The sequence below is a fragment of the Congregibacter sp. genome, from assembly GCF_047617445.1.
In the GTDB taxonomy this organism is placed as follows: domain Bacteria; phylum Pseudomonadota; class Gammaproteobacteria; order Pseudomonadales; family Halieaceae; genus Congregibacter.
The window spans coordinates 1-22,324 of the sequence record NZ_JBLGBE010000055.1; the positions used below are offsets into that span (position 1 = coordinate 1).

20 protein-coding genes are annotated in these 22,324 nt (G+C 54.7%); 8 read left to right on the forward strand and 12 right to left on the reverse strand.

Going from position 1 to position 22,324, the window contains the following annotated elements:
- A partial coding sequence (locus ACI9KD_RS12255) for an NAD-glutamate dehydrogenase (protein WP_414981459.1) occupies positions 1-3,291 on the reverse strand: 3,291 nt, incomplete at its 3' end.
- Positions 3,292-3,521: 230 nt separating this feature from the next.
- Between ACI9KD_RS12255 and ACI9KD_RS12260 the strand changes: the two genes are divergently transcribed.
- Genes ACI9KD_RS12260 through ACI9KD_RS12285 form a run of 6 tightly spaced genes read left to right on the forward strand, consistent with a single transcriptional unit; the run spans position 3,522 to position 10,470 of the window.
- Entirely contained in the window at positions 3,522-4,478 is a 957-nt protein-coding gene (locus ACI9KD_RS12260; protein ID WP_414981460.1) for an AAA family ATPase, read from the forward strand.
- Between the two features lie 7 nt (positions 4,479-4,485).
- Positions 4,486-5,475, forward strand: a complete 990-nt coding sequence (locus ACI9KD_RS12265) for a DUF58 domain-containing protein (RefSeq protein ID WP_414981461.1) — start codon at positions 4,486-4,488, stop codon at positions 5,473-5,475.
- The gene (locus ACI9KD_RS12270; protein ID WP_414981462.1) at positions 5,465-5,935 is read left to right on the forward strand and encodes a DUF4381 domain-containing protein; all 471 of its coding nucleotides are present in this window, start codon (positions 5,465-5,467) and stop codon (positions 5,933-5,935) included. Before ACI9KD_RS12265 ends, ACI9KD_RS12270 begins: the two co-directional genes overlap by 11 nt.
- Positions 5,932-6,969: a vWA domain-containing protein gene (locus tag ACI9KD_RS12275; RefSeq protein WP_414981463.1), complete on the forward strand. Its 1,038-nt coding sequence runs from the start codon at positions 5,932-5,934 to the stop codon at positions 6,967-6,969. Before ACI9KD_RS12270 ends, ACI9KD_RS12275 begins: the two co-directional genes overlap by 4 nt.
- Complete coding sequence (locus ACI9KD_RS12280) at positions 6,966-8,792, forward strand: VWA domain-containing protein (protein ID WP_414981464.1); 1,827 nt, start codon at positions 6,966-6,968, stop codon at positions 8,790-8,792. The genes ACI9KD_RS12275 and ACI9KD_RS12280 overlap by 4 nt, the downstream gene beginning before the upstream one ends.
- Positions 8,770-10,470, forward strand: coding sequence for a BatD family protein (locus tag ACI9KD_RS12285; RefSeq protein WP_414981465.1), 1,701 nt, complete (start codon positions 8,770-8,772; stop codon positions 10,468-10,470). Before ACI9KD_RS12280 ends, ACI9KD_RS12285 begins: the two co-directional genes overlap by 23 nt.
- On the opposite strand, the gene pepN is transcribed toward ACI9KD_RS12285, so the two are convergent.
- From pepN to ACI9KD_RS12310, 5 genes are read right to left on the reverse strand one after another with little or no spacing between them, the layout of a single operon-like run.
- Positions 10,459-13,104: an aminopeptidase N gene (pepN, locus tag ACI9KD_RS12290; RefSeq protein WP_414981466.1), complete on the reverse strand. Its 2,646-nt coding sequence runs from the start codon at positions 13,102-13,104 to the stop codon at positions 10,459-10,461. The two genes, ACI9KD_RS12285 and pepN, sit on opposite strands and share 12 nt — an antisense overlap.
- 1 nt (position 13,105) lies before the next feature.
- Positions 13,106-13,951 carry a DUF2797 domain-containing protein gene (locus tag ACI9KD_RS12295; RefSeq protein WP_414981467.1) on the reverse strand — a complete coding sequence of 282 codons (846 nt, stop codon included), beginning with the start codon at positions 13,949-13,951 and terminating at the stop codon, positions 13,106-13,108.
- The gene (locus ACI9KD_RS12300; RefSeq protein ID WP_414981468.1) at positions 13,948-14,229 is read right to left on the reverse strand and encodes a YeaC family protein; all 282 of its coding nucleotides are present in this window, start codon (positions 14,227-14,229) and stop codon (positions 13,948-13,950) included. The genes ACI9KD_RS12295 and ACI9KD_RS12300 overlap by 4 nt, the downstream gene beginning before the upstream one ends.
- Before the next feature lie 39 nt (positions 14,230-14,268).
- Positions 14,269-15,117, reverse strand: a complete 849-nt coding sequence (locus ACI9KD_RS12305) for a rhomboid family intramembrane serine protease (RefSeq protein ID WP_414981469.1) — start codon at positions 15,115-15,117, stop codon at positions 14,269-14,271.
- 1 nt (position 15,118) lies between these two features.
- A complete protein-coding gene (locus ACI9KD_RS12310; RefSeq protein ID WP_414981470.1) occupies positions 15,119-16,000 on the reverse strand; it encodes an NAD(+) kinase in 882 nt (293 codons plus the stop codon).
- 153 nt (positions 16,001-16,153) lie between these two features.
- On the opposite strand from ACI9KD_RS12310, the gene ACI9KD_RS12315 reads away from it, so the two are divergent.
- Complete coding sequence (locus tag ACI9KD_RS12315) at positions 16,154-16,873, forward strand: DUF3313 domain-containing protein (protein ID WP_414981471.1); 720 nt, start codon at positions 16,154-16,156, stop codon at positions 16,871-16,873.
- Between the two features lie 79 nt (positions 16,874-16,952).
- Here ACI9KD_RS12315 and lipA read toward each other — a convergent pair whose 3' ends face one another.
- From lipA to ACI9KD_RS12335, 4 genes are all read right to left on the reverse strand, one after another.
- Positions 16,953-17,942, reverse strand: a complete 990-nt coding sequence (gene lipA, locus ACI9KD_RS12320) for a lipoyl synthase (RefSeq protein ID WP_414981472.1) — start codon at positions 17,940-17,942, stop codon at positions 16,953-16,955.
- A 91-nt stretch (positions 17,943-18,033) separates the two neighbouring features.
- Positions 18,034-18,159, reverse strand: a complete 126-nt coding sequence (locus ACI9KD_RS12325) for a hypothetical protein (protein ID WP_414981473.1) — start codon at positions 18,157-18,159, stop codon at positions 18,034-18,036.
- Between the two features lie 129 nt (positions 18,160-18,288).
- Complete coding sequence (locus ACI9KD_RS12330; RefSeq protein WP_414981474.1) at positions 18,289-18,516, reverse strand: hypothetical protein; 228 nt, start codon at positions 18,514-18,516, stop codon at positions 18,289-18,291.
- Positions 18,517-18,772: 256 nt separating this feature from the next.
- Entirely contained in the window at positions 18,773-19,261 is a 489-nt protein-coding gene (locus ACI9KD_RS12335; RefSeq protein WP_414981475.1) for a MipA/OmpV family protein, read from the reverse strand.
- 189 nt (positions 19,262-19,450) lie between these two features.
- Between ACI9KD_RS12335 and ACI9KD_RS12340 the strand changes: the two genes are divergently transcribed.
- Complete coding sequence (locus tag ACI9KD_RS12340; RefSeq protein ID WP_414981476.1) at positions 19,451-20,095, forward strand: hypothetical protein; 645 nt, start codon at positions 19,451-19,453, stop codon at positions 20,093-20,095.
- Positions 20,096-20,184: 89 nt separating this feature from the next.
- Here ACI9KD_RS12340 and ACI9KD_RS12345 read toward each other — a convergent pair whose 3' ends face one another.
- Positions 20,185-21,759 carry an arylsulfatase gene (locus ACI9KD_RS12345; RefSeq protein ID WP_414981477.1) on the reverse strand — a complete coding sequence of 525 codons (1,575 nt, stop codon included), beginning with the start codon at positions 21,757-21,759 and terminating at the stop codon, positions 20,185-20,187.
- A gap of 84 nt (positions 21,760-21,843) precedes the next feature.
- On the reverse strand, positions 21,844-22,324 hold a 481-nt coding region (locus tag ACI9KD_RS12350; RefSeq protein ID WP_414981478.1), incomplete at its 5' end, for an acyl-CoA dehydrogenase family protein.

Below are 22,324 nucleotides of genomic sequence, written 5' to 3' on the forward strand. Positions count from 1 at the left end.
GGTACCAATACCCCCGTTCCACAGTAGATCCACTTCAGAACGCAAGATCACGCTGATCAGCTCTGTGGGCGTCAACTGTTGTGCAGTGATCCCGAAACGCGTCTTCATGGGCTCAGAAATTGCCACGGATTTCGCGTTGCGACTAAAGACACCACCCCCATCAGAAATCAGCGCTGTATCGTAGTCGGACCAACCCGATCTTGGCAGCGCAAACAAGCGCTCTCGCTCCACATAACTCTCAAGAGCCTGGGGATTTGGATCGACAAAAATGTGGAGATGATTAAACGCGGCAACCAGACGAATATGCTTCGATAGCAGCATACCGTTGCCAAAGACGTCCCCAGACATGTCTCCAATACCCACGACGGAAAAGTCTGTCGTGGCGACATTGATATCCATTTCACGGAAATGGCGCTCAACAGACACCCAGGCACCTCGAGCGGTAATCCCCATTTTTTTATGGTCATAGCCTACGCTTCCGCCGGAAGCGAAGGCATCTCCCAGCCAAAAACCATAGTCTTCAGACAAAGAGTTTGCGATATCCGAAAACGTTGCCGTACCTTTATCCGCCGCAACAACCAAGTAGGGATCTTCATCATCTTTACAGACAGTGAGCTCCGGGCGAACAATGCGATCTTCTTCACGATTATCCGTGATATCGAGCAAGCCTCTGATAAAGATTTTATAGCAGGCGATGCCCTCTTCTTGTATTTCATCGCGAGTCATATCCGGACGCAAACGTTTGGCTACAAAGCCGCCTTTGGCGCCCACCGGCACAATCACTGCGTTCTTGACCTGCTGGGCTTTAACCAAGCCTAGAACCTCAGTACGAAAATCCTCAAGTCGATCGGACCAACGCAAACCGCCTCGAGCGACTTTGCCTCCGCGCAAGTGCACGCCCTCGACCTGTGGCGAATACACAAAGATTTCGAACAGTGGCACGGGGCGAGGAATCTCAGGAATATCGCCGGGGCGTAGTTTGAAAGAAAAGTATGATTTGCTGGCGCCGTGATCACCTTGCTGAAAGAAATTGGTGCGCACGGTCGCCGTAATCAACTCCACGTACTGACGAATGATACGATCTTGCCCAAGGTTCTCCACATCGTCCAAGGCCAACAAGATGCGCTCTTGAACCGCAGCCTCACGTTGATTTCGCCAGTCATCGTCGCCGTCAAACACCGGCGAAAATCGGGTGAGAAACAACTCGACGATGGCCGCCGAAATCGGCAAGTGCGCTGCCATCGTCTCTGCGATATAGCTGCGTGAATAGGGAAAGTTAATCTGCCCGAGATAACAGGCGTAGGCCCTGAGCAACGCTACCTCGCGCCAGCTCAGGCGGCTTCCCAGCAGCAGTCGATTAAACGAGTCGCTCTCGGCCTGCCCATACCAAATTCGAGAAAAAGCATCCTCAAACTCTTCTTTCACCTGCTCAAGATCAATGTTCTTGGCCAGCGAGTAGATCAGACTGAACTCCTGAATCCAGTACCGGCTCTCGGATGCGCCGCGCACGGGGTACGCCCGCTCAGCAACCACTCTTAAACCGAGATTCTCCAAAATAGGCAGCACATCGGACAATGGAAGCGGCGAGTCCATGCGGTACAGACGCAACTTGAGGTGATCGTCTTTTTCTTCAAGCAGACGATACAAGTTCATGCCCAATCGATCAGATCCGTTAATCGCCAAGATATGTTGGATATCCAACACCGCGACCCTAGGATCAAAGTCATCGCGATACCCTGGCGCAAAGCCGTCGCCGAGCTCCCGCATCAGCTGTTCGCCACGTTCTTCACCAAATTCCTCGAGTAGTCGGAGCCGAAGCCGATCTTTCCATGCTAGCGTTGCCTGCACGATCTGTTCCTCGATTTCGTTAACGTCATATTCGTGATTGTGTGATGGATCTACTCGTAGGACGAAATACACCCGCACCAACACCGACTCGGTAAATTGTGTATTGAACTCAGATTCTTCAGCAGCGAACGCTTTGCTCAGAATCCGCTGAATGTTCACTCGACGCGCTGTGGTGTAGCGATCTCGGGGCATATAAAGCAAACAACTGACAAACTTGCCGTGTGCGTCCTTACGCACAAACAGTCGCGTGTGTCGACGTTCCTGAATGCGATTGACCGCAGAAGTGGTGTTGAAGAGATCCGCGGTAGACGACTGAAACAACTCGTCCCGAGGCATCAGCTCAAGAACCCGCTTAAGCTCTCTGGCGTCGTGCTCTTCTTCGGCAAGCCCCGACAACTCCAGAACCTGACTTACTTTGCGGCGCAGAATGGGGATTTCCGCAGGGTCCATGTTGTAGACCGCAGCGGTGTAATGACCGAGGAACCGATGCTGTCCCGTTACAGCGCCGGCCGCGTCGTAGATCTTGACCTCAACATAATCTGGGTAGGCCTGACGGTGAACTCTGGCTCGATGTCGGGATTTTCCAAAACTGAGTTGACGGCGATGCAATTCTTCCGGCGCCATCCAAGCCAGGTCATGACTGAGACCCTCAGCACCCCGGGTATCGAGTTGACGCAACACGCCCAAACTACGACTTGAATCCACGCGGGCTTCACCATGTTCGACCCACAAATATTCATAACCAAGAAACGTCATGTGGTCGCTACGCAGCCATTCAATAAAGTCGCTCGCTTCGTCCCGAAAATCTGCGCTTACACAACTCGCATCAGCAATAGACTCTTTCGCTTCGTTCAGCCGCTCGCGCATCGCGTCAAAGTCGTTAACAACCAAAGCTACTTGTTGCAATATCTGCTGCAGATTATCGCGAAGATCATCAAGCTCTGAGAGGTCGCTGTGACGAGTAATCTCGAAGTAAAGAAGGCTTTCCGCCGATGCCGCAACAGATTCCGCGTCTATATCCAGTAGTGTCTGGAGCTGCCCCGTATCGTCCCGCTGAGCGCGCAGGTTACAACTGGCTAAACAGTGAATACCCAAATTGCGTTGATTAATCTCCCCGCGGATAGACGCCGTGCAAAACGGCATATCTCGACAAAGGATCGCCACAATAGTGGACGTGCTTTCCCAGCCGTGACTGCTGATCTGGGGGTTCAGCAAGCGAACTTTTGGCGAATCACCGGGCCAGTCGTCCATGAATCGCAGAAGTCCGTACAGCATGCCATAGAGGTTGTCAGGAGAACGGTCACGCATGTCCTCCGCAGAGAAGCGACCGAAAAACGTGTCCCCAAGGCGACGTAGATTGTCACGATGGCTGGCATCAGCTCTTTTGGCAATGATGCCGGCGATATCGTCAAGCAAGGCCTGCTTGAGTGTCTCCCACGCCATGGCGTGTCTCCTGTACTGTGTGGCGCTATACCCGATGCGCAGTGTATCGCAAAGGCGTATACCGCGAGCGATGCATAATGGGAACTTTCCCATACTCCGTGTGTCGATTAGGGGAGATTCGGGTGCCCTCGGAGGCCGTACTCCGCTAGAATCGCACCCCTCTCGCACGCTGGGCGTGCCAGAAAGTCCACCCTATTGAATACACTGACAGAATACCGACGGGAGAGACCTTGACCTCTAGCGACCTTAGACAACTGGAACAGTGGCTTGGCCAGCAAATCATTGGCCAAAGCCACCTGGTACAGCGGCTCCTCATTGCCCTTCTAGCCGACGGGCACTTGTTGGTAGAAGGAGCGCCTGGACTTGCAAAAACCCGCGCAATCAAGTGTCTCGGTGATGCCCTCGAAGGGAGCTTTCACCGCATTCAGTTCACGCCTGACCTGCTACCTGGCGACGTCACGGGGACAGAGATTTACCGGCCGCAGGAGGCCAGCTTCCATTTTCAGAAAGGCCCGGTGTTTAGCAACTTGGTACTCGCGGATGAGATCAACCGTGCTCCCGCCAAAGTGCAGTCCGCACTATTGGAAGCCATGGCGGAACGTCAGGTGAGCGTGGGCAGTCAGAGCTACGCACTACCGCGTTTATTCCTGGTCATGGCCACGCAGAACCCTATCGAGCAAGAAGGCACCTACCCTTTGCCCGAGGCGCAGCTTGATCGATTTTTATTGCACGTTAAGGTCGACTACCCCGACGCTGAGGCCGAGCGACAGATTCTACGCCTGACCCGTTCTGAGGCCGCTACGGGCGCCGTCGCGGAAGCGCCGCAGCTGGCACAAGAGAGTGTGTTTCAAGCGCGAAAAGAAGCTCTGGCTCTGCACATGGCGCCTGCGGTTGAGGAATACATTGTGCAGCTTGTGGTCGCCTCACGAGATCCCACGCCTTACAGTGAAGAACTGGCACATTGGTTGGACTACGGTGGCAGCCCTAGAGCCACCATCGCTCTGGACCGCTGCTCCCGCGCTCACGCCTGGTTACACGGTAGAGATTTTGTATCACCCGACGATGTGCAGGCTGTGGCCTCGGACGTGTTCAGACACCGACTGATTCTGAGTTTTGAAGCAGAGGCGGCAGGCGTGCGAAGTGACGAGGTGATCGACGAGCTTCTTCGACTAGTCCCGGTGGCCTGATACGCCGATGCTGACGCTAGACCCTTCACAACCGGCCCAGGGGGCCGCAGTCGATATTGCGCGCCTATTGGCCTTGCGCTTCCCTGCTCGCCAGCTCGATATACGTCGGCGACGTCGGGCACTCGCGCAGTTGTCTGGCGGCCAACGCTCAAACTTTCGCGGGCGTGGTATCGAATTTGAAGAAGTGCGGGGTTATCAGCCCGGCGATGACATCCGGGCCATTGACTGGCGCGTTACCGCACGGACAGGCACAGCCCACACGAAGATGTTTCACGAGGAACGGGAACGCCCGGTGCTCCTGGTCGTGGATCAGCGGTCGTCTATGCAATTTGGTTCGCAAAACTGCTTCAAACTCGTGCTTGCCGCAGAGATAGCTGCCCTGCTGGCCTGGAGTGCGCTGGCAAGTAATGAGCGAGTAGGCGGATTATTGATGCGCGATACAGACCACTGGGAAATGCGTCCCCGAAATAGTCGTCGCACAGTGCTTGCGCTGCTCTCCGCACTTGCAGAAGCACTAAACCCTGCTGAAGTCTCTGATCACGGAGAGGTCGACCCCAATCGCTTTGGCACTCTACTACGCAGCGTGCGTAGGGTCGCACGCCCGGGATCCAGCATCTTCCTCATCAGCGACTTTGATGGCGCAGAGCAGGACGACGCGCGCGAGGAATTATTTCAACTGGCCCGTCACGTAGAAATCACCGCCATTCACTGCAGCGATCCACTGGAGGCTCAGCTCCCCCCCGCGGGGCGCTACAGTGTCACCGACGGTCAGACTCGAGCCGACCTTGATACGGGCATTTCAGGACTATCTCAGCGTTTTTCAGCCTTGTATGCCGCCCGCATTGAAGACTACCAAAAGCAACTTCAGCGGCTGGGTATTCCAATGCTCAGTGCCAGCACCACCCAGGCACCGCTCACTCTCCTGAGAAACATGTATGGCGGTGCTCTGACGACAAGCCAAATAAGCACCTCGACAACGGCCTCACATGGAAACTGACTCAATCGTCAGCATGCTGGAGCCTCTGAGAGAACCCGGCGCGGTGCACTGGTGGCCCCTCGCCCCAGGCTGGTGGGTGCTTGCCATAATGATGGCGGCACTTGTGGGCTACGGGATTCACCGGCTGTGGCTGTTTCACCTTCGCGCCGCGCCTGTGCGTGCGGCACGCAAGGCACTGATAAGCATCGAAGCAGCAAGCTTTTCAGACGCAGAACGGGCAGCCGAATTAGGACTGCTGCAGCGAAGGCTCGCTATCGGTGTAAGAGGACGCAAGGCCTGCGCTGGTCTCACCGGACGGCCCTGGGCAGAGTTTCTTAACTCCCTCACAAAAAGCAAAGCGCCCTATTTTGACGGTAGACTCGCCGAATTAGCCTATTGGCCTACGGTGGCTTCGCAAGACTGCACTGACGCCCTGGAAGCCACTCGGCGGTGGCTGAAAGATCTGGAGCGGCCGGGATGATTACACTGGTCTGGCCCGCAATGCTCCTGCTGTTACCACTGCCGTGGCTATTTCGTCGATTTGCCCCCCCGCGCAGCACCGAACGCCCGGCACTGCGAGCTCCGTTTTTTCAACGCTGGCAAAGCCTTGCCAATGACGACGACAAGTCGGTGGTGAGCGTGACAGGCAAAGTACCTGCGATCGCCATGTGGGCTATCTGGCTTTGCATGCTCTTTGCAGCCGCACAACCGTTGTGGGTCGGTGAAGCAATCGAATTGCCCAACAGCGGAAGAGATCTCATGCTGGCCGTGGATATTTCAGGCAGCATGCGCGTGGAAGATATGCAAGTCGGCAATCGCATGGCCAGGCGTATCGATGCGGTAAAGCAACTGGGTAGCGACTTTATGTCGCGGCGCAGTGGGGACCGACTGGGACTCATCCTATTTGGAAGTCGCGCCTATCTACAATCACCGCTGAGCTTCGACATTCAAACGGTACAGCGATTTTTATTAGAGTCACAAATTGGATTTGCGGGGCAAGAAACGGCGATTGGAGATGCTATCGGCCTCGCTGTGAAGCGTCTTCAGGAAGGACCCACCACCAGTCGCGTACTCATTCTCCTTACCGATGGCCAGGATACGGCCAGCACAGTGGACCCCCTGGAGGCGGCCAAACTCGCTGCGGATCTTGGCGTCCGCATATACACCATTGGCATAGGGGCGGACTCACTCACCCTGCCAGGACTGCTGGGCTCCCCCCTCGGCGCGCGCACAGTAAACCCTTCAGCTGACCTCGACGAAAGCAGCCTTATCGCTATCGCGTCGAGTACCGGCGGGCAATACTTTCGAGCCAGGGATCCGGAAGAACTCGCAACCGTGTATCGCCTCTTGGAAAAACTGGAACCGATGGAAGTCGACAAAGCATTGTATCGACCCCAGCAATCGCTTACCGCATTACCCTTGTTGATTGCCATTGCGTTGAGCTTTGCTCTCGTGATCCGCTATCTATGGTTGCATCGCTCGCTATCCTTCGGGTCAAGTGAGAACAAGTCGTGAACGAGGTCGTCAGCAATTTCCATTTCTTGCGCCCATCCTGGCTGCTACTTTTCATACCTTGCCTGATTCTCGGGATCCTGCTGTGGAGGCAGCGTGGAGGGGAAGCCAGCTGGTCGCGCATCGTTGCGCCGGAGCTACTTAAGCACCTCATTAGTCAGGATTCTGTTCGCCGAGGTCGTAACGGGCTACCGGCATTGCTATTGGCCTGGGCGATTGCGGTTCTGGCAGCAGCGGGACCCAGCTGGCAGCAACTTCCACAGCCGGTAATGCAAAAGCAGGATGCGCTGGTCCTGGTCGTGGATCTGAGCTACTCAATGCTCGCGACTGATTTACAGCCCTCTCGGCAGGACCGCGTGCGGCGCAAGCTCTTGGACTTACTCCGTGAGCGCAAAGAAGGTCTTACGGCACTCATTGCCTATGCGGGCGATGCGCACGTCGTTGCTCCACTCACCGATGACAATCCGACCATTGCCAACTTACTGCCTGCATTGACCCCAGAAATGATGCCACTGCCAGGCTCAAATCCCGTGGATGCGCTGGAACGAGCAGTCGCACTCCTGGACTCAGCGGGCGTGCGTCGCGGCAGAATTCTTTTAGTGACAGATGGCGTTCGCATTCGCGACATCAGCGCCATGCGTGGAATACTCGCAGGGCAGCCCAGAGAATTGGCTGTACTGGGCGTCGGAACACGAGTCGGCGCTCCCATCGCGCTTCCCGGGGGCGGCTTTCTCAAAGATCAAAGTGGTGAGATTGTAGTTCCCGCCCTCGACGAAGACCTGTTGATGGAGCTCGCCAGCGAAACCGGTGGCGCTTATCGCACGATAACCGTGGATGACAGTGATCTGCAGGAGCTACTGGCAAGCTCTGACAGAGTCGATGATGACGAAACGATCTCTTTGGATCGTCGCGCCGACCGTTGGCAGGACATGGCGCACTGGCTGGTTCTCCCCCTACTTCTGATTGTTCTGGGAAGTTTCCGCAAAGGTTGGGTCTATCTTTTGCCCTTACTGGTAACTGTCTTCCCCTCTCAACATAGTGAAGCTTTTGAATGGCAGGACCTGTGGCTGCGTGCAGACCAACAGGCGCAACGAGCACTGGCCGCTGGAGATTCAGCGCGCGCCGCGGAGCTTTTTGACGATCCCGCCTGGCGAGGCACTGCGGCATTTGGCGACGAAAACTATCCTGCGGCGGCCGAGGCTTTTGGCGCCGAGGACAGCGCTGACGCTTGGTACAACCGAGGGAATGCACTTGCTGCCCAAGGTGAGCTAGATGCCGCTATCGCTGCTTACGAACAATCGCTGGAGCGCGAACCTGATCAGGAAGATGCCCTGAAGAACCTCGCAACACTTGAGCAGTTGCGCGATCAGCAAGAGCAAGAGCAAGAGGGGCAGCAAGGGGATTCCCAGCAACAGCCGCAGGATTCAGATGGCAGTAGCGAGCAACAAAGCGGTGACAACAGCCAACAGAACCAGCAATCGCAGGATTCTCAAGATCAGTCAGGGCAGCAAAACAGCGGGCACGAAGGTTCCAGCGATGATTCTCAATCCGACAACGGTCAGGAACCGGGTCAACAGGACGCTGACGGCGAAAATGGCTCTCAAGGCGATAGCGAGCAATCAGAGCAGGCTCAATCACGACCTATGCCGCAGCCACAGATCGACAATAGCGCCATGCAGGAAGATCTCGAAAAAGACCAGGCAATGCGGCAGTGGTTGCGCCGGGTACCCGATGACCCGTCAGGTCTTTTACGGGAGAAGTTTCGTTTTGAAAGTCGTCAGCGACAGCAGCAAGGAAAGAGCCGTGATACTAAAGAAATCTGGTAGACGCGCAGAATATGCGCTGCTGATGAGCCTCCTGGCGGTACTGGCTTGGCCGGCACAAGCTGCACTGCAAGCATCACTGGACCGTTACACCATAGCCATGGGAGACAGCGTGCGCCTCTCTCTACGTAGTGACGACGACAGCGATCCCGGTGACGCCGACTTGGCTGCGCTCAAGAACTTGTTTGAAGTACTCCAGAGCTCATCAAACATCAGTACGCGCATTGTGAATAGCGAACGCAGTCAAACCCGAGAACTCACCCTTGAACTCACACCCCGACGAGAGGGGTCGCTGGTCATTCCTCCCTTCGAAGTGGATGGTAAGCGCAGTGAAGCACTCGCTGTGAGCGTGGGGCCCGAACCCACAGTTCAAGCGACAGATGAAGTTGTCGTTTTCGAAGCAGAAGTCGACCGCTCTCAAGTCTATGTGCAGGGGCAGCTATTACTGACCCTAAGAGTTCAGCAGGCGGTGAATCTGGATTCGCGAAGCATCAGTGAACTCGAAATCAGCAACGCTTACGTCGAGACCCTGGGCCAGAACTCCTTTCAACGCACCATCGATGGCCGCCCCTGGCTGGTACACGAAGTTCGCTACGCCCTGTTCCCCGAGTCCAGCGGCGAGTTGCTTATCCCGGCACAAACTTTTTCCGGTCGTATCGCATCGGGACGGCGGACCTTGTTTGATACTCGCCCGGCAGGCAGGCTGCTGCGGCGGCGCAGCGAAGCAATTGTCATACCCGTACTTCCCCGTCCTGCAAATTATCCTGCGAAGACCTGGTTGCCCTCTTCCAATCTGAGCATTGACGAACAATGGTCAGCACCCTTGGATCAACTACGTATCGGTGATTCGCTAACACGCACTATTACTATCACCGCAGAAGGGCTTCAGGGCGCGCAACTACCGCCTATCGATGGGAACAGCCCTGATGGACTCCGGGCCTATCCCGACCAACCGCTTATTAACAACGTTAACGGTGACAACGGAGTCACTGGTATTCGTACGGATAGTCTCGCTCTGGTCGCGGTCAACGACGGCGTTTATGAGCTCCCTGCGCTGGAGATACCCTGGTGGGATACGCAAAGCAACAGCCTGAAAATTGCGAAATTGCCAGCGCAGCGACTCACCGTGTTGCCAAGCCCGGCGTCGATCGCTAGTGCAAACTCTGGTAACAACCCTTCACCGCAAACGAGCACCGAAAAAGCTACTGACAGCCTCGTAAGCGCATCGCTCAGGAGCAGCATCTGGCTCCCTATAGCCATGGCCTGTGCCGCAGGATGGATTCTGACGTCGTTGATATGGTGGCGCCGCTCTAAAACATTGGCGGTACCCAAGGCTTCCCCAAGGCATGAGATCGCCATCACACCACCAAAGCTATCCGATGCCTGTAAAAAAGACGATCCAGTGTTGGCTCGAGAGGCCCTTCGGGCTTGGATTCGCGCGCAGGGGTACTCTGGAACTATAGGCGACTGGCTTGGGGTGCAAAACTCCATACCTCTTACTGAGGCTGTCGAAGAACTTGAACGCTGCCTCTATAGGCATCGTGGACCCGGCAGCGAACAGGACACGAAGAGCAACCGATGGAATGGCAGCACCCTCGCCTCAGCTATTCACGCGCTGCCAAAAAGCTCGCGTAGCGGCAAAGCAACCAACGCCCTACCGGAGCTCTATTTAAGCCAGTGATTTGCTCAGGACTTCGTAAACATCGGGTGACAGTGAAGGCAGCTCAGACAATCGCTGTAACTCCTCCCGCATTAGCGCCGCGCCTCCCGCGTAGTTGTTCCATCGCGTCAGCGGCGTGAGCAGGCGAGAAGCGATTTGTGGGTTCTGCTCGTTGAGCGACTCGATAACCTCACCCAGCAGACGATACCCCGTCCCGTCCTCTTTATGAAAATGCACGGGGTTACCGTTTGCAAAGCCACCAATAAGCGACCGAATTTTATTAGGATTCCGGCTATCGTAAGCAGGATGCTCCATAAGTGCTCGCACCCGGCTGATGGCATCACCACTGCTGTTCTCTGCTTGCACAGACAACCAATGATTCATAGCAAGCGCTTCACCTGCAAAACGCGTGTAAAAGTCATCGAGTAAAGCATCGCCTAATCCAGCATCACCCTCGCGCAACACCGCCCGCAAAGAGACAAGGCGATTAGTAAGGTTATCTGCTGCAAAGTAGTAGTCCGCAGCGTGTGAAACTCCTTGCTCATTGCCTGTAGCCAGGTAATCAAGTGCAACATTAGCCAGCGCCCGCGCGGCTATCTGTTCGCCGCTTGCAGCATAGGACGCGACGACTTTTTGCGTGTCAAACAATTGTTCCCAGCGCCCCCGGAATGTCTGAGCCAGCGCCTGTCGCAGGCCTTCCCGAGCACGAAAAATCCCATGTACGTCAGCTTTACCATTGTGACTAGCAAGTTCAGCAAGATACGTCTGTGAAGGGATCCGCAACATGTCTGCCTGCACTGCAGGATCAAGCGATTGATTGCAGATAGCCTCCACAGCCTCCCCCAGAAGGGGATCCAAAGAAGATCGACCAGGATCTGCCTGCACATCCTGCAAGGCAGAAACCATCAACTGCTGCATTGCATCCCAGCGCACAAACTCGTCGTCATCGTGACTCACCAAAGCCAGCAACTGCTCCCGACTATAGGGATAGTCGACGCGCACTGGCGCGGAGAAGCCTCGCAGCAAAGACGGCGTTGGGCGCTCAGGCAAGCCCGTAAAACGAAATTCCTGAACGGGCTTATCCACAATAAGGATGCGGTGAGTGTTGTCCGCAGACTCAGCGTCGAAGGCCTCTCCCTCAATAGTGAGACGCAAGTTACCCGCATCACCCAATAGACCCATGGCCAGGGGAATCACCACTGCCTCTTTTTCACTTTGCCCGGGCGTCGGCGGCGTCTGCTGCGACACCGTCATACTATAAACACCCTGCTCAGCGTCCCAAGCATCTCGAATTGTTAACTCCGGGGTGCCTGCCTGAGAGTACCAGCGCTTGAAGTCGGTAAGATCCTTACCAGAGGCGTCCGCCATCGCTGAGACAAAGTCGTCGCAAGTCACAGCCTGTCCATCATGCCGCTCGAAGTACAGATCGCTGCCGCGACGGAAGCTCTCTTCGCCAAGAAGGGTGTGCAGCATGCGCACAATTTCGGCACCTTTTTCGTACACGGTGAGGGTGTAAAAATTCGATATCTCGATAAACGATGTAGGCCGCACAGGATGAGACATGGGGCCCGCGTCTTCAGCAAACTGCTGCGTACGCATCACCATCGCGTCTTCAACACGCTTTAGGGACCGTGAACCCATATCAGCGGAAAACTCAGCATCTCGAAAGACGGTAAACCCCTCTTTCAGGCTTAGCTGAAACCAATCCCTGCAGGTGACCCTATTACCTGACCAGTTATGGAAATATTCGTGAGCAACTATGCTTTCGATACGCTGATAACCAGCATCCGTGGTGGTGTCTGGGGCCGCCAATACACAGGAGGTGTTAAAGATGTTAAGGCTCTTGTTCTCCATCGCCCCCATATTGAAGTCATCTACTGCCACAATATGAAAAATATCCAAATCATACTCACGACCAAATCTCTCTTCATCCCATCGCATGGAACGCTTGAGAGAATCCATGGCGTGGGCGCACTTATCGAGGTCCTTCTCTTCGACGAGGATGATCAGCCGAACGTCGCAGCCACTCACGGTGGTAAAGGTATCTTCCACTCGGGCAAGATCCCCTGCCACTAGCGCAAAGAGGTAGCTTGGCTTGGGAAACGGATCTTCCCAAATCGCGCGATGTCGAGCGTCGGGGAGTTCCATGGTCTGTACAAGATTGCCATTGCTCAGCAGCTCTGGGCATTGTTTGGCGTCTGCATCAATGGTCACGTGATAAGTCGACATGACATCAGGTCGATCAGGGAACCACGTTATCTTTCTAAAACCCTCTGCCTCACACTGCGTGCAAAAAAGTCCTCGGGATCGATAGAGACCCTCCAGTGAGGTATTGGATTGGGGATAAATGCGCGCACTAGTTTCCAGAACTCCGCTTGCTGGCAGCTGACTGATGCACAGAAAATCCTCGCTTAACTCATAGTCATTCGCGCTACGGGGCTCACCATCCACCGCCAAGGTCAGTAGCTCCAACTCCTGGCCGTTGAGCACCAGAGGCGCACCATCAGAGGCAGCCGAAGAGCGTTCAAAGTGCAGTCGCGCATGCACAAGGCTATAGTCGTCAAACAGTTCAAAGTGCAGTTCTGTATGGCTAATGCCGTAATCCGGCGCTTGGTATTCCTTGAGGAAAATTGTCTTTGGCTGCGCATCACGCATATTAGTTCTCCATAGTTCTGGACAGAGCTACCTGGTAGCCCGCATGCCGACGCATATTAATCACGCCGGTATCCAGAATCAGGTATTGCGCCTTGATACCCAGCAAGGTCCCCGCGACCTCGGGCATCTTGTCGAAGGTCATCGACTTCACCTTAGTCGGGTACTCCAATACCGGATAATCGATCTCGGTGACGTCCCCAGAATCCAGCGTCGTAATCGCATCAATACCGCGTTCCTGTCGGAGCTCGTCGATGGCCTCACTGCAAATCTGGGTTAGGCGCGCTCTCTCCGCTACCAAATCCATCGGATCGTTAGCGCCTTTGAGCATGCGCTGCCACGCGGTCTTATCCGCGACATGTTCTGCAAAAACGACTTCCACAAGCCCGGAGTCTAAGCGACTCGCCACGCGAAATGCCGGCAGAGCCTGAGTCGCGCCCTGATCGATCCAACGGGTGGGCAGCTGTGTACCCCGCGTAATCCCAACCTTTAGCCCGGATGTGTTCGCAAGGTATACAAAATGATCCACCATGCAGTTTGCATCGCCCCATTCCGGTTCGCGGCAGGTACCTGCAGCGTAGTGGCACTTCTGTGGACTCATAATACAACTGTCACACTGTGCCAAACGTTGAAAACAGGGATAGCAGTACCCCTGATTGAAGCTCTTTTTAGTTTTTCGCCCGCAGTGAACGCAGTTAATCGCGCCCAGAAAACTAAGAGAAATTGACTGCCCCAGTAGAGTGTTTAGGGGTACCTTGCTGTCACCCATAGGTAAGGCGTATTCGACTGTGGTATCGGTCAATTCAGAGAGCATCTTGCGGATATTACCCTCGCCCAGAAGTGCGCTCATTGCTTGTCACCCTCACCCTGGCTGACCCAGCGTAGTTGTTGTTCTGTTTGCGACTGACTTTTCGCTGACGCGCCCGCCTTACTACCTTTATCGATAAAGCCCACTCGCTGCTCCTCGGGCAGATGTTCTTGTTCCCAAGCGATCACAGCCCGCAAGCTATGCTCTCGCTGCTCAGGTGTCACAGTCTGTCCGTCAGGCCAGCGCCCGGTCTCAATACCCTGACGCAGTCTTGCGACGATATCCGGACTCAGCTGATCAATCAGTGACTGGTAATCCATGCGAGCTCCCTCTGCAAAGAGGCGAGATTATACGCACACTCAGGACCGGTTCCTGTAAACGAGTGCGAATACCAAGCCAATCGCCGCCCCGCTGAGCAGGCCTCCGACGTGCGCTGCGTTTGCCACAGAAAACCCCAACACATCCACAAGGCCCAGCAGACACACAAGTAACCAACCCACCATAAACAACATGATGGGCGTCGCTGGCACGAGGGGACGCCATCGAGAATTTATCCGTCCCGCAACCCAGGAAAACCCTAAAAACGCATAAACCACGCCGGAAAGTCCGCCGAACAGTACGGAGCCGGACACGGTGTGCTGGGCAAAATTTGACAGCGCAGCGGTGGCAAGAAAAAGACCAGCAAGATTCAAGCTCCCTAGCGCGCCTTCGATACGCCGCCCCAACTCCCAGCACCAAAGACTGTTGAATACGATATGCATCAAGCCAAAGTGCAAAAAAGCGGGGGTAACGAGACGCCAAACTTGACCCGTAGCCGGTTCAAAGACCGGGCGTCCTGACTGCAAGCTGAACGGTTCATAGGTGAGCGTCGCTACCCAGCTGATTGGAGCGCCAAGATAAATCAATAAAAAACCGAGAATGCTCAGAGCGATGAGTACAAGAGTTACCGGCGCACTACGCAACAGTGCAGGCAATGCGGATGGCCGCCTCGCCTGCGGGGGCGCAGCTTTAAGCGTGACCCTAAGCTCCCCACTTTGCCAGCGAGCCAGAAGGTCCGCCGCGCGATCTTTGTCCGTGGATTGAGCGAGAAGCACTACCTGCCCCCCATTTTCTTCCACAATGCGATGCGCTATGCCTTGCTGCCAAAGCAAAGCACTCAGGGGACGTAAATCCTCGTCCAGGGAACCGTGATAAAGAAGCTCGGACATACTAGTCAACCAGTGCACCGCTCCAGCGGAGTTTATCCCGACAACTGGCATAGAAGCTGTGCCCCGGGGGATGCAGTAGTGTTAATACGGTGGGATTTCGACGTAGCAGTACCGAATCGCCTGGTCGTGCCGTCATATTGACCTGACCGTCACAAGTTACTGGTGGATGTATACGATTACGTCCCAGAACATCAATACGAATTTGACGGTCACCATGAATCACAATGGGCCTACTGGAAAGCGCATGGGGAAACATTGGCAGCACCAACAAGGCGTCTAGCGTTGGATGCATTATCGGTCCTCCGCCAGACAGGGAGTAAGCAGTAGAACCCGTCGGGGTAGACACAATAAGACCATCCGCCCGCTGTCGATTCACAAATTCATCATCTATATAGAGCTCTACCTCGATCATCTGCGCCGAGGTGCCAGAGTTCACAACCACATCGTTCAGAGCATCACCTTCCGCAACAGTCTCACCGTCTCGAACTACGCTGACGTCAAGCAGGAAACGCTCTTCACTACTAAAGTCCCCGCCCATCACCGCGGCAACCTGTTCGCTTAGGCGGTCAGGACTGATATCGGTTAAGAACCCAAGTCGCCCGCGATTGATGCCCAGCATCGGCTTGCCAAACTGCAGCATCTCCCGAGCGGCGCTTAACATCGACCCATCCCCGCCCAGAACGATGATCAGGTCTGCTCCCGCACCGATACGGTCCCGGGAATGCGTCTCGCAGCCTTCAGCGGTGAGGCCCACAAAGCGATCTTCAAGGAGAACTTCAGCACCCGCTTTATGAAGCACCGTGATCAGTTCATCAAGAACCGCTTCAATGCCGTCCTGACGACTTCGCCCCACAACGCCAACTCGGGAAAATACTCCGGGCATGCAATACTCTCATGGTAAAAAAGCCAGTATACCCAGCAAGGCCTCTGCGCAACATGGCTCAATAGGACTTGTCACACTTGCGTTGCGGACCCTTAGTGGCAAAATATGATCTTTACATACTCGATCCCGTTTCCAGCACACAGGACAAATCCTATGAAGACGCTTCTCAAGCTCCCCAAAACGCTAGTCACAGTAGCCTTGCCCTTGGCGTTGTTGGCCGCCTGTGCCGAACAGCCCAGTATTCAGACCGGCGAGAACGCCGAGACTATTTTGGGTGAACTGGCCAAGGTCGATAACTCACGAGCAGATCTAGCCTACGTGGATCCCACAGCCGACTACGCCCGATACAACAAGATCTATGTTGCGCCGCTGGATCTGGACAATGTCGAAATCATTCAGCCTGATGCCAACAGCAGCATGCTCAACCGGTTCAACCGGGAATGGGAACTCACCGACGCCGACAAGCAGAAGTTACAGCGTAGTTTCCAGGAGTCTATGAGCAAGGCGCTCACTGACGGCGGTGCTTTCGAAATTGCCGATCAGGGGGGTGATGACGTGATCAAGCTGGAGGGCATGATCACACGCATTGCGCCTTCGGGACCCAAAGATGATCAGATGTCCAGAACAAGCACACGCAGTACGGTGATCACCGAGGGCAGTGGCAGCATGTCTATAGCAATCATGATTGCTGACGGTGACAGCGGTGAGCCTTTGGCGATCATTAAAGACACCCGCAGCAGCGTCAACTCCAGCATGTGGGGCGTGAACAACAGTGTTAGCAACATGGCTGAAGTTCGACGCAACTTTAACGCCTGGGCAAAGCAGATTCACGATGGCCTGCTTACCCTGCAAGCCCGCGGCAAGGCTGAGTAAGGAACGCTTAATGAGGTGGGACGGAGTCTGAGCTCCGCCCTACCTCGATATTTACTTGTTGCGAGTCAAAACGCCAGGACTAGTCCAAACCTACGTTGTTCTTCTGAAGCACCTGCTCTGCACGATAGCTGGAGCGCACCAACACACCGGACACTACCTCCAGGAACCCCATGGCCAGCCCCCACTCGCGATACATCGCGAATTCCTCGGGCGTGACATAGCGTTCAATAGGATAATGATGGGCTGTAGGCTGCAGGTATTGCCCAAAGGTCACAATATCGACACGCGCCTCCCGCAAATCTTGTAAAGCCTCCCGAATTTCGTCCTCAGTCTCCCCCAAGCCCAACATGAGTGAGGTCTTGGTTAAAACGTCTGGACGATGAGCTTTCGCGTGAGCGAGTACGGCGAGAGTCTGTTCATAACCTGCCCGCGGATCCCGGACAGGGTGTGTCAGGCGACGCACCGTTTCCACATTTTGGGCGAAGACTTCGATGCCGCTATCAACCACGGTTTCTACGTCAGAGAGACTCCCTAGAAAATCCGGTGTTAGTGCTTCAACGGCTGTCTGAGTATTGACCTCTTTAACCCGGCGCACGCAGGCGGCGTAATGCCCTGCGCCACCATCCGGCAAGTCATCGCGGTTTACTGACGTCAAAACCACGTACTTAAGGCCCATGAGTTGCACGGACCGGGCCGTGTTTTCTGCCTCTTCGGCATCAAGCCACCCCTTGGGGTTCCCCGTGTTCACAGCGCAGAAACGACATGCCCGAGTACAGACATCGCCCATGAGCATGATGGTTGCCGTACCTGCACTCCAACACTCGCTCATATTGGGGCACTTGGCCTCTTCGCACACCGTGGCCAGGCGATGTTCATGAACGATGCTCTTAACCCGCTCATAGGTTTCACCGCCGTGAATTCTCGCGCGCAACCACTTGGGCTTGGGCAGCCGTGCAGAGCCCCCGGCACTGGCCTTGATGCCATCCTTGATGACCGACATCCCACGATCGTTAACGTATTTTTCACCGCTCGATACATCAACTACGGGGATACGAGTGTTGCTGTTCATAAAAATACAACCCGTCCAATTAAAATTCAATTATAGCGCGCCATGGATGCAGGACCGCAGAAAACTCGATGCGGGCGCAAGTTTCAAGCTGTCAGTCGCTACACAGCAAGCGCATCTTTACCGCCGCTAGTTCCGCAGCGTCCGTCGTAGTGGCATCGACCACGGCCTGTTTGGCGGCTTGGCACTCACTGGCTTCCTCAGCACTCTCATCCGCCAATTCTTGAACCGCCTACGCATTGGACGCTTCGCAGTAGCCATCACTGACGCGGCGTAAGTTTGCTGTCTCGCCAGCCCGCTCCACGGCCACACAGTTCCCCACACGGATTTCCCGCTGATCGGTAACGACCTACATTTCGCCCGCCGACCCTGTCAGCGCCACCTTGTAGACCATACCTCGGGTATCGCCTTGCGCAGCCCCGGCGGCCGCACTACCGGACACCGCGCCGATAAGTGTATTGCGCGCTTTCTTGCTCGACTTTTTACCCCTGGCTGATGCCAGCCCTAAGGCTCCACCCACTACTGCGCCGCTGGGTACAGCACCCGAGTCCAGGTCAACCTGACTGCCGCCGGTCACAATCCCGTACTGAACGCTTATGGACTGCCCCGCCCGTCGAGCGTGACACTTTGAACGATCAACACAGAAGCGATAAATAACATTATAAAAACTTTATTAATCATTGTTTTATATACCATTTTTTGTAAATAAATATTCCCATTACACATACAACATGTTCGCATTCGACCCGCCATCTACATTTTTTTAGAAATTGGAACTGGCAAAAATTCCAGAGCGATAGTGCACATAAAAGCCGGCAAATACATCTCGGAGGCTATCGCCCGCGTACCTCAGCGCCATCATGGACGCTGTGTATGTCCTGGCGCAGCTGCAGACCGAAACAGCCAAAGTCCGTCTTTCTCGTCAGTTCCAATCCATCCTCTACTGAATTTTTGCGCTCCATACCCTCAAGCGCATCATCCAGTGACCGAACAGCCCCGGTTTCGCTAAAGAATGAGTGGTCGTTGTATCCCTGAATAAAGTAGCTGACGATAACGTCGAATTGCCACTTTTCATTGTCGATCGCATGCCAACCGAAGTCAGTGCTATCGAGAAAGAAGTGTTTTCCGCTGTAAGTGAACTGCGGGACCAGACCTGTGTTCGCCCGCTGACCCCCTGTATAGATCACATCTTCGAGGATATAAGCGAATCCAAAAGACCACTCTCCCCGGCGACCTTCAGGGTCGAGAGTACGCAGATCACCCAGTGACCACGCTGTACCCGGCATGAGTATGACGGGCAGTGCGACTAGCCAGGGCTGCATTAGAATATCGACATCAAAAAAGTGAGCTCAAAACCTGTGCATCTACCAAAAATATGCATCGTTAACTGTGGCGGCAACACTCGCTCACTTGTGCACAATCCGCTGCGCGGCGGGTACTCAGGCAGAATATAAAGGGAAACCCCGGCGATTGGCGGTATGCTTGACGGAATCTTGCCGAGGTAACAGCTTGTGTCTCACTATCGCCTTTTTCATCTGCGACTCATCGCGGTCGCTATGCTCGCCGCACTCCTGGCAGCCTGCTCCACCAATTCAACCATCACTCGCTCCTATGTCGACCCCCTCCTGCGTAAGCTTGATCTACAAGGCGTACTGGTCATTGGCGTAGCCCAAAACCGCGAAAACCGCATCGTATTCGAGAATATGTTGGTTAAGGCCCTCGCCGGACACGGAGTGAATGCCGTGGCGGCTCATACACTGATAAGCAAAGAAGAGGTCACGGCGGACGACGTTGTCGCAACCGCAAATAAACACCAACTCGATACGGTGCTGGTCACTCGCTACATCGGCGCAAGCTCAGAGGAAATCTATCACCCCGGGACCATCTACTATGGCGTAACACCCATGTACGGCACAGGTTACTACGGTGGATTCCCCGGTTACTACGGCCACGCCTACGAGGTCGCCTATCAACAACCGGTCTGGACCACAAACACGACTCACGAAGTGATCGCAGACCTTTACGTTACGGAGTCTCGTGAGCATATGTGGCAAGCTGTTTCCGACACGATACAAGCGGGCTCGACCGACAAGCTTCGCCATGATGTCATCGCGTCTCTCATTGGCGATCTAAAACACCAGGGACTCCTGGACTAAAACTCGCTGAGATAAATAGCACTCAAGACAGGTACAAAAAAAGCCCGGACGATTTATCGCCCGAGCTCGTTCAAACAATCAGTTGTTACCTAGTTCTGAATGGACAAGTCCATAAGCGTCTTAAGGCTGCCCATGGCCTTTTGGCGATCCAAGGTGCCGTAGCCAATATTGCTTGCGCTCAATGATCCCCCCGCCTGGAACGGGAACCCCTCTAGCGTAGCGAAGAACTTTTGCACAAAGCCCTGCGCAGGCACCATCAACCACATATTGTCGGCATACCACCGCACATACATACCCGATTCTGAATACGCACTTTCGAAAGGATCTGCCCGCAAATTGGTGATGACAGGCCACGCCGGTGTTTCGCGGTAAGCCTCATTAATAGCGCCACGTTCAATGGCAAATGCCACTTTCCAGTCGTCTACGCGAATCGCATTGAGCATGCCACTGGCCGCAAAATACATAACCTCTCTTCGCGGACCTTTCTCAGCCTCTCCTTCAAAGTACGGCTTAAAATTGTAGCCATCAAGATGGACGCGAAACTTCTTGCCGTTCGCGCGCATACCGCCTTTGGAAGCCAATTGCTCCTTCACATCCGGCACACCTGCTGCTGCCAGCAGAGTCGGCATCCAGTCTTCCTGACTCATGATGTCGTTGTAAATAGTTCCGGGCTTAATCGTACCAGGCCACTTGACCATCTGAGGCACACGCATACCGCCTTCCCAGGTCGTGCCTTTCTCACCGCGATAGGGCGACGCACCGCCATCAGGCCAGGTGAACTTCTCCGCGCCATTGTCCGTTGAGAAGATAACGATAGTGTTGTCATCCACGCCGAGGGTTGCCAGCTCCTCGAGGAAGCTCCCTACCATGTCATCCAACTCTGCCATGCCATCGGCATACAAACTTATCCCGGTCTTACCTTTGTACTTTTCCTGAAGGTGGGTCCAGACATGCATTCTTGTAAAGTTCATCCATACAAAAAAAGGCTTGTCTTCGTTCACTGCAGCCGCCATAAATTTCTTGGCAGCGCCTCCGAACTCACCATCCACTGTTTCCATACGCTTGCGTGTCAGTGGACCGGTGTCTTCGATCTTTCCATCGGCGTAGGCATGCAGAACGCCGCGAGGACCAAACTTCTCATGGAAGGCCGGATCCTTGGGGTAATAGTAGGTTTCTGGCTCTTCCTCGGCGTTCAGGTGATACAGGTTGCCAAAGAACTCATCAAAGCCGTGATTCGTCGGTAGATGCTGATCCTGATCGCCTAAGTGGTTCTTACCGAACTGTCCGGTTTTATAACCCTGATCCTTAAGCAAGTCGGCGATGGTGGGCGTCCAATCTGGAATACCTTGATCACTCCCCGGCATGCCAATGGTCAGTAAACCTGTTCTAAAGGGTTGTTGACCAAGAATGAAAGAAGCGCGTCCCGCGGTGCAAGACTGCTGGGCGTACATATCCGTAAACAGCGCACCCTCGTTGGCTATGGAGTCAATGTTCGGCGTTTGATAACCCATGCCCCCGCGGTTGTAGGCGCTGGTATTCCAAACACCTACATCGTCACCCCAGAGCACCAGAATATTAGGCTTGTCGGCGGCGACCGCTCCAAAGCTGCACATGCAACTCGTGGCTGCCAAGCTCGCTAAAGCTAAACTTTTCAGATTAATCATAAATTAGGGTTTCTCATTATTTACTGCGTTATTTGCTGCGTTGGTACGTAGCTCCATGCCAAGGTGATCATTGACGTATCCAGTTTAGTCTGCGATCAGTGATCGGCCAATAATTAGTTTCATCACCTCGCTGGTGCCCCCGTAAATTCGCTGAACTCGGGAATCAGCAAACGCCCGGGCCACCGGGTACTCCCACATAAAACCATAACCGCCGTGCAACTGAACGCACTCGTCCACGATTCGACACTGGAGTTCAGAACCCAATAGCTTGGCTTTAGACGCCGTCACCGTATCCAACTCGCCGTCGACCAGCAGTTCAAGGCAGCGGTCCATGAACACCTGGGCGCTGGTCAGTTCGGTGTCCAGTTCAGCGAGTTTGAACTGGGTGTTTTGAAAGGTAGCGATAGGCTTGCCAAAAGCTTTACGTTCTTTGACGTAATCAATAGTTTGCTGCAAGACCGTCTGGGACGCCGCCATAGCCATGATGCCGATGGATAGACGCTCCTGCGGCAGCTCCTGCATAAGGTAAGCGAAACCCTTACCCTCCTCACCCAGTAAATTTTCT

Coding starts and splice junctions, on each gene's coding strand:
- ACI9KD_RS12265 (WP_414981461.1), top strand. CDS start 4,486: ATGCTGACGCTAGACCCTTCACAACCGGCCCAGGGGGCCGCAGTCGAT.
- ACI9KD_RS12270 (WP_414981462.1), top strand. CDS start 5,465: ATGGAAACTGACTCAATCGTCAGCATGCTGGAGCCTCTGAGAGAACCC.
- ACI9KD_RS12275 (WP_414981463.1), top strand. CDS start 5,932: ATGATTACACTGGTCTGGCCCGCAATGCTCCTGCTGTTACCACTGCCG.
- pepN (WP_414981466.1), bottom strand. CDS start 13,104: ATGCGTGATGCGCAGCCAAAGACAATTTTCCTCAAGGAATACCAAGCG.
- ACI9KD_RS12295 (WP_414981467.1), bottom strand. CDS start 13,951: ATGAGCGCACTTCTGGGCGAGGGTAATATCCGCAAGATGCTCTCTGAA.
- ACI9KD_RS12300 (WP_414981468.1), bottom strand. CDS start 14,229: ATGGATTACCAGTCACTGATTGATCAGCTGAGTCCGGATATCGTCGCA.
- ACI9KD_RS12305 (WP_414981469.1), bottom strand. CDS start 15,117: ATGTCCGAGCTTCTTTATCACGGTTCCCTGGACGAGGATTTACGTCCC.
- ACI9KD_RS12310 (WP_414981470.1), bottom strand. CDS start 16,000: ATGCCCGGAGTATTTTCCCGAGTTGGCGTTGTGGGGCGAAGTCGTCAG.
- ACI9KD_RS12315 (WP_414981471.1), top strand. CDS start 16,154: ATGAAGACGCTTCTCAAGCTCCCCAAAACGCTAGTCACAGTAGCCTTG.
- lipA (WP_414981472.1), bottom strand. CDS start 17,942: ATGAACAGCAACACTCGTATCCCCGTAGTTGATGTATCGAGCGGTGAA.
- ACI9KD_RS12335 (WP_414981475.1), bottom strand. CDS start 19,261: ATGCAGCCCTGGCTAGTCGCACTGCCCGTCATACTCATGCCGGGTACA.
- ACI9KD_RS12345 (WP_414981477.1), bottom strand. CDS start 21,759: ATGATTAATCTGAAAAGTTTAGCTTTAGCGAGCTTGGCAGCCACGAGT.